The sequence below is a fragment of the Halococcus thailandensis JCM 13552 genome (assembly GCF_000336715.1).
GTDB classification, from domain to species: domain Archaea; phylum Halobacteriota; class Halobacteria; order Halobacteriales; family Halococcaceae; genus Halococcus; species Halococcus thailandensis.
In genome coordinates this window covers 1-6,997 of the sequence record NZ_AOMF01000176.1, presented here as the reverse complement: position 1 = coordinate 6,997, position 6,997 = coordinate 1, and the positions used below count along the sequence as shown (strand labels likewise).

The window sequence follows — 6,997 nt, the reverse complement described above, 5'->3', positions numbered from 1 at the left end:
GGATCCGTCAGGCCCGGAAAGCACGATTAGCGGCTGTTCGTCCTGCTCTTCCCTGAGAGCTACGATTTCTCCTTGGCTGTTCCGCTAAACAGATACTTGAAAGATAGAAACCAACTTTTCTTGGCTAACTCTACAATATCGGTAGAATTATCTTGCGAGACTATGAGGACAGAATATGGATCGACGAGATTATCTGACGAGCGTAGCAGCACTATCTGGTGGATTAATCCTCGCTGGGTGTGCAGGCGGGAGCAGCGGTAACAATAGCTCTAGTGGTGGCAACAACAGTTCTGGCGGAAGTGATGGCGGGTCAAACGCTTCTGGTTCAGGGGCAGAAGCGACCCAGTCCGACGGTGGATCAACCGAGCAATCCGACGAACAAACAGAAGCGGAATCGGAAAATGACTCTGAGAGCGCAACGGCGACCCAGTCTTCTGCAGGATCCGACGCGGTGGAGATTGCAAATTCGGAGGTTGTCGAAGCCGACATGGAAACCGGTGTTGCGGCCGAAGTGACGAATACAGGCGATACACGCCTCGCGTACGTGGAAATTGAAGCCATTTTCCGAAACGACGCAGGAGATGTGCTGGATTCTGATTTCACCAACGTCGTTGGACTTGACAGCGGACAGACCTGGGAAGCATATATCTCGTACCTGGGTGAGGAGTCGGTTGCTGAAGCAGAAGTGAACGTCGCTGAAACAACCGCTGGCGAGCTTGAATCGCCACCGGATGGGGTCGAATTAGTCGAAGATAACCTAGAACCACCGGAGGATGAGTTTAGTTCGGCTAAGGTGGTGGGCCGTGCTAAGAATGGAAGCGATAGCAGCGTTGATTATCTGCAGGCTGCCGTCTCATTCGTCGGGGAGAACGGCAACTTGCTCGGCGCTGGTTCAGACAATATCAGCGATCTGCCTGCTGGCGAGACATGGAAGTTTGAGGCAGAATATCTCGCGATTGCACCCGACAAACCGAACGAACCAGACGACTACACAGTGACTCTTACGACCTCGATCCAGTAGCTATGAGTGCCGGCTCCGTTCACGAATCANCCCGACAAACCGAACGAACCAGACGACTACACAGTGACTCTTACGACCTCGATCCAGTAGCTATGAGTGCCGGCTCCGTTCACGAATCATATCGTAGGCGTCGATGAGTATGGTGACGTCGCCGGCTACCGTGTCAAGCGGCTCCGAGCAAGCCTGATTCTCGATATACGGCCGATAGACATCGCCGGAGGCGTCAAGAAGCTGGTCGCCATTGAGGAGAATACCACGAGTCTCGATGACGTGCTCGATCGCTTTTCTGAGCAGTATCTTTCCGAACTCATCCGGGTCGTGCGGCGGGAGGGCCAATTCATACGAACACACCTCACTATCCGATATTTGCATCCGGCTCTGTTCGTCCGCTTCGGGTAGTCGAAACGCGATCGACGCTCCCGAATCATCGGCGTGGAACTCGATCACCGACTCCCTCAGCTCGTCGAGTGGATCGGTTTCTGTCTCGGCACGGCCTGCTTCCGGTGTCGCCCAACGACGAGACTCGGGAAATCGCCGATCGTATCGGGCTAAGGCCGATTCGGTGAAATCGAGAAAGGCCGATGCAGGCACCGAACATTCCGAGCTCCGGATATGAGGATACCATTCGCGCTCGGGGACAGAGCCACCGAGATAGCCCCGTGAACGAATGTACCCTCTCATGTCGTCTTCTATCTCGTCCGGGAACCGCGGACGGGCAAAGATATACTCCTCTACCGAACCTCGATTGAGAACCTCTCTCCGAGCGTTTCTGCTGATACTAACCAGCTGTGACTCGATCGTTTTCTTTGGACATTCATCGGCGTCGATCGGCGGGAGCCGGAGGTTGTATTCGGTGACGATCCCATCACCAGTGAGAATGATCGAACTTTTGCAGAGACCGCCGGTTCTCTGAGTTTCCACGTCGAGATCGTTCCCCGCTGTCCGAGCATCCATGTCAGAACCCGCCGAATCAAGCTTTCTCTGTCCGAAGTCCGCGACACTCTCAGGGAGAGCACCGCTTTCCACTGCATCGCCGATAGAGCCACCACTACCACGTTCTAGAGCCTTCTCGAAGCGATGAGGAGCAAACAGCCCAAAGTCGATCGACATGAGACCGCCAGGCAGTTCGGTTGTCTCGACTCCGTCGCCGATCTCTCTGGCACGCTCGACAACGCTATCGAGATCAACGGTTGGGCGATCCATTCCATCCTCACCTATGGTTGCTTTCTCTGACATGCTATCCCCACGTCCCAGTGATCGCGCGCTTCTCATCTCCTCTGTTCCCTGCTGTCGCAACGCAGTACCTCAGGCTGTCTAGAGCATGATCGACTGCTGACGATTTCCCGACCTGCTCCTCTTTGTAGCCGAGGAATTCCCGAATCAGATTCTCGCACTGATCGGAAATCAACAGGCCGACGCGCGGGCGCTTCTCAGTCTCGCCACTCTCCTCCTCACTATCACTCACGTCCTCCGTTGTGCGGCGGCCAGTTCCCCACGTCCCGGTGCTGGTCCCGCCCCATCCTCCACCACTCCTCCCTCCACGATTTGCCGGGGTGCCGAACGACCCGGCTGTTGGGCCGTTATTCGAGACGATGAACGCACCGCTGCTGTCGCCTTCCGGGAGTTCCATGTTCCCATCGGCTTCGAGACGCTTGCGAACCTCCGATATACCAGCGTCGAGGCTCTTGTCGGCCTTCACCGCCGGCCAGTCCGCGCGCTTGAATTTCTCTATGTCCGCCGGTTCATGTTCCGCGAAGATCGTTCCGCGTGGCTTGTCGTTCTCCTCTAGCCAGCGGATCGCGTCTTCGACGTGCGCTCCGCTCTCGACGAACTCATCCAGGACTACGAGCTGATCGTACGGCGTCTTGCCCACCTCTACCAGTACGCGCGGATCGTTCCATCCAGCATCGTAGCCATATGCTCGCCACTCGTCCGTTTCATCAACGTGCTCTCTCGCCTCAGCGTGCGGAATGACGTGCATGTCTCGGCTGAAATTCGAGTAAACGAGTCCCGTGGCCGCGGCGAAGCCGCCATGTAGCGCCTGCTCTTCGCGACCACCGCCTTCGAACTGCCGGCGGAGTCGCTCTTTGTCCTCTTCGGCGATGTATGGATTTTCAAGCACCGACGCGCGTTCGACCACGATCCGCGTACCGAGAGGGTTCCCATCGCTGTCTTCACGCTTCTCAAGAACCTCCCAGCTGGCGTTGTAGCCGTTCCCGGTGAGCGTCCAAAACATGACCTTCGGGCCGGTGTCGGCAGTGAGCCGCGTTCCCATCATCTCCATGAGATCGTGGAGTTCACTGCCGTAGTGCGACGGTTCGTCTAGCCAGATACCAGAGTATTCGTCGCCGGCATAGCGCGACCACTTGTCTGCCGATCCGAGGACGATAACGGAGTCGTTGAACAGCGTGAGCCGGTGCTCTTGGCGATTGTAGTCCTCGACGATCGGTGACTCCTCCGGGCCGTTGAACGACGACGTGACGACGTGCGTGCGCTCTCCGGGCAAGCTCTCGAAGAGTGTCCGGTAGGTGGTTCCGGTTGCTTTCGTGTAGTCCTGGCCCATCGCGAGCCAGCGGGAACCAGCGAGAGCGAGCGCACCGGTGAGTACCCACCGAGCACCCGTGACCGTCTTGCCCGAACGATATCCGCCGAGAAAGGCCACAATGTCCTCCTCGTCGCTCGCGAGGTGGTCAAGGCAGTCGTCTTGCGCTTGCCAGAAATCGTACGCTATCGTGCGCTCCTCGACGTCATAGGCCATGCCTTCCGGGCGCTCTTCGGGCGCTGCTTCGCGATGCTCGACCGACCACTCACCAACCTCAGCAGTGGTCGCGGCGTCGGCCAATTGACCCTCGATTTTCTCAATCCGCCGGTCGCGTTCTCGTTTAGTAGTTGCCATGTTTTCGTTCTATCCGCTCTGAGTTATTAATATGAAAACTCCTGTCAGATATCCGGCTCTGTGAATCGGCCGGTATCGGCCGTTTCGAATACCGACGCGAGAGCGCTGCTGAGTTTACTTGTCCTTAGTAAAGTAAGAGCTATTGGATAACCTGACATATCTACTCACCTGAGTCGAGTTCATCAACCAGCGCTTCGAGCCGGGCCAGTCTCTCCTCTTGCTCAGACTCTTCGAGATCGGACACGAGTCGGCGGTACTCACCGACGGCGTGCGTGTATGCCCGCAACCATTTGATCCGGACCTTCTCGTTCTCTGGCTTCCGGACACGACCGTCAGTGAACTTCCGAAGCGCCTCATCCATCGCCTCCTTGAGCTCGTCGAGGACGTCCTCACGTTCGTCCTCCGGATCGTAGTCCGGGATCTCGGGGAGATCGGTGGTCGCGCTCATTCCTTGTCCTGGCGCTCCTCAGCCTTCTCGATCGCCCGAGCCCATATTTCAGCCTGCTCCTCTCGCCGCTTGTGCTCTGCTGCCGACGTATCACCGGCCACGCCGGTCCCAAAGGCCTCGGGCGGGTGGTCCTCGTTATCCACGACAGGGGCGGTGCCGTCCGCACTACCAGTGAGTTCATTCAGCGGCGTATCGGTAGGCGGATCGGCCGATCGATCCGAACCGGTGGCTTGGACTCCCGTGCCGTAGTCCTCAGGATTCGACGAGTGGCTCATGTTCGCTTCGAGAATAGCGCGCGTCTCAGCGGGTAGGGTGGGCGTTTCACCGCTATCCGCAACCCCCGCGCCGAACGCTTCGAGACGATCGTCGTCACCGGGACCGGTGCCAGTGCCGGTCAACGAGGAGCCGCCCCCTGCGAAGCTCGCCTCGATCTCGTCCTCCGTCTTGAATCCCGCTTCTCGGAGTACCTCAGCGAACTCGTCGACCGTCATGTCGGTCACGGACTCGTCAGGGTCGAGGCGGTCTTCGAACTCGTCGGCCAGTCGGTCGCCAATCGATTCGTCGTTGTTCTTGCTTGCTGAACTCATGGATTGTTGGATCGTTGTTGGGTTTCGTTCTGCGTGCGGTGCTTATCTGCCGAGTAGTGACGACCGAATCGCCCGACGGCGATGGGTTCCGGAGCACCCTACGCCACTTACCAAAGTCTAGAACCCGCAGCACTTTGGGTCTTACGGTGAAATTCACTCTTTACTTTGTTTTCCAAAGTCCAACTCTCGTTCGCAACCGGCCTGAGCGCGGAGCTCGCTACGGATTTAGTACCAGAAACTAGAGAAGTGTGGTGCTTGTGGTGCATCCCCCCCGGCATCCTTCTTTCTACGAGATACGCTCCTTTGTCTCTCCCCTCTCTCCCTCGCTATTCGGCGAACTATCTCGACTGAGCGCGATTTTCATCTTACCATGCACCACAAGCACCACATTGCTAAAGAATATGGTAATAAGCGAGCGGTATGCTGGTCTCAAGCCTGTTATCTGCTATTGACACTATGTAAGACTATCCGAGAAGTGTGGTGCGGGGGTTAGAAGTGTGGTGCATGGGGGGTCGCCCGAGCAGCGACCTACCCGAGTCGTTCCTGCTGAGCGTCGTCGGGATCGGTAGACTTCTCGCCCTCGGTCTCGATCTTCGGCACGTCCTCAGAGAGTCCGAGCTCGTCGTAGCCGAGCGTCGAGGTGCCGTCGATCCGGTGCTTACCGTACCCGACGTCCTCGTTCTTGAGTGTGTTCGTGAACTGCCGCTGGCCGACAGTGTCCTTGCTGTGCTCGCGACACCACGCCTGGAATCGCTGGTGCGCTTCGCCGGTCGTCAGCCGGTCGGCATCGGGATCGTTCTCCACACACTCGCTGATGAACTCGTCGACGGAGTCACCCCACGACTGCCAGCGCTGGCGCTTGTCGTGAGCCAGCCGTTCCTCGTTCGTGAAGTACCCTTGATCCTGCAGCCGCTGCCAGCCTTCGATAGCCCAATTGAGCACGCCAGAGAGCGCTTCGGGTTCGGTGAGCCGGCCACGGAGTTCGGGATCGCGGTCGTTCGGTGGGTAGTAGTTCGGGAACTCAACGAGGAGCCAGCGCCGCCAGAACGCCTCATCGTCGTCGGGGACGTCCACTTCTGGCACCTCGTTCGCGGCGTAGAGATGCTTCCCGACAGCGTCGAACTCGAAACCGTCCTGGTAGAGCCGCCGTGCGCGAACGCGATCGCCGGCGACGAGTTTCTTGAACATACCGAGTCCGGTGCCGAGCTTTCGCGAAGAGAGGTCGTCGTCGATGTTCGCGAGTGAGCCGTAGAAATCGGCCACGGCGTCTTTCTCGTTCGCGAGTGTTTGGAGTTCGGTTGACGACGTGTTCTCTGGTCCGAGCAGTGCACGAACCACAGCGAGGAACGTACCTTTACCGTTCGCACCGTCGCCGACGAGCAACAGCGCGCGGTGAATCGGTAGCTCGCCGACGTGAAGGCAGTAGCCGACGTACTCCTGCAGCGCGTCGGCTTTGTCGTCTTCAGCCCATTCCTCGACGAGAGCATCCCACTCGTCGTATTCGGCGCTCGGATCGTACTCTACTGGTAGCTGGGTGAGAGCGTGGTCCTCGGGGCGGAGATCGAGGCGTGCGTCCGTTCCCTGTCCGTCGGCGGCTGCCTGTAGATCGACGAGACCGTTCTCGACGGCCACGGTGCCGGTCTCGACGCCGAACTCGTCGGCTTCAACTTCGGCACGAGGATCGCTCCGTGCCTGCTCTTTGAGGATGTTGAACACCTTGGGACCGTATTCCATCGCCCCGAGTGCTTTCCGGGCGGCGTATCGGAGCGCTCGCTCGCCTTCTGGCTTCCAGATACCACCGTCGTATGCCCACAGAGTGCCGTTATCTCGGCGAACCCGGACGTGGAACTCGTCGGTGCGCTCGATAAGTTCCCACACGCTCGCGGCTTTTTGCCGGTCATTGAGATCGGATATGTCGCTGTCTTCTCCGAGCCCGGCAATCGCCATGACGTCCATCGGCGTGAGTCCCTGGCTACTCGTGCCGTCGTTCTCGGGCGTCGGTGCGTCGGCGCTCGCCGTGGCGGTGGCAGTACCGCCGTCGGCCG

The 6,997-nt window shown here is 58.6% G+C and carries 6 protein-coding genes; 1 reads left to right on the top strand and 5 read right to left on the bottom strand.

What is annotated here, in order from left to right; genetic code table 11:
* Positions 1–175: 175 nt before the first annotated feature.
* On the top strand, positions 176–1,021 hold the full coding sequence (locus C451_RS19045; RefSeq protein ID WP_152420497.1) for an FxLYD domain-containing protein: 846 nt from the start codon (positions 176–178) through the stop codon (positions 1,019–1,021).
* Between the two features lie 90 nt (positions 1,022–1,111).
* Here C451_RS19045 and C451_RS19040 read toward each other — a convergent pair whose 3' ends face one another.
* The 5 genes from C451_RS19040 to C451_RS19020 all read right to left on the bottom strand — a co-directional run.
* Complete coding sequence (locus C451_RS19040; protein WP_049913242.1) at positions 1,112–2,257, bottom strand: hypothetical protein; 1,146 nt, start codon at positions 2,255–2,257, stop codon at positions 1,112–1,114.
* Position 2,258: 1 nt separating this feature from the next.
* Positions 2,259–3,917: a hypothetical protein gene (locus tag C451_RS19035; protein ID WP_080503566.1), complete on the bottom strand. Its 1,659-nt coding sequence runs from the start codon at positions 3,915–3,917 to the stop codon at positions 2,259–2,261.
* 160 nt (positions 3,918–4,077) lie between these two features.
* On the bottom strand, positions 4,078–4,365 hold the full coding sequence (locus tag C451_RS19030; RefSeq protein ID WP_007743204.1) for a hypothetical protein: 288 nt from the start codon (positions 4,363–4,365) through the stop codon (positions 4,078–4,080).
* A complete protein-coding gene (locus C451_RS19025) occupies positions 4,362–4,952 on the bottom strand; it encodes a hypothetical protein (RefSeq protein ID WP_007743203.1) in 591 nt (196 codons plus the stop codon). Before C451_RS19025 ends, C451_RS19030 begins: the two co-directional genes overlap by 4 nt.
* Before the next feature lie 528 nt (positions 4,953–5,480).
* The coding region (locus C451_RS19020) for a DNA primase family protein (RefSeq protein WP_007743202.1) at positions 5,481–6,997 on the bottom strand (1,517 nt) is incomplete at its 5' end.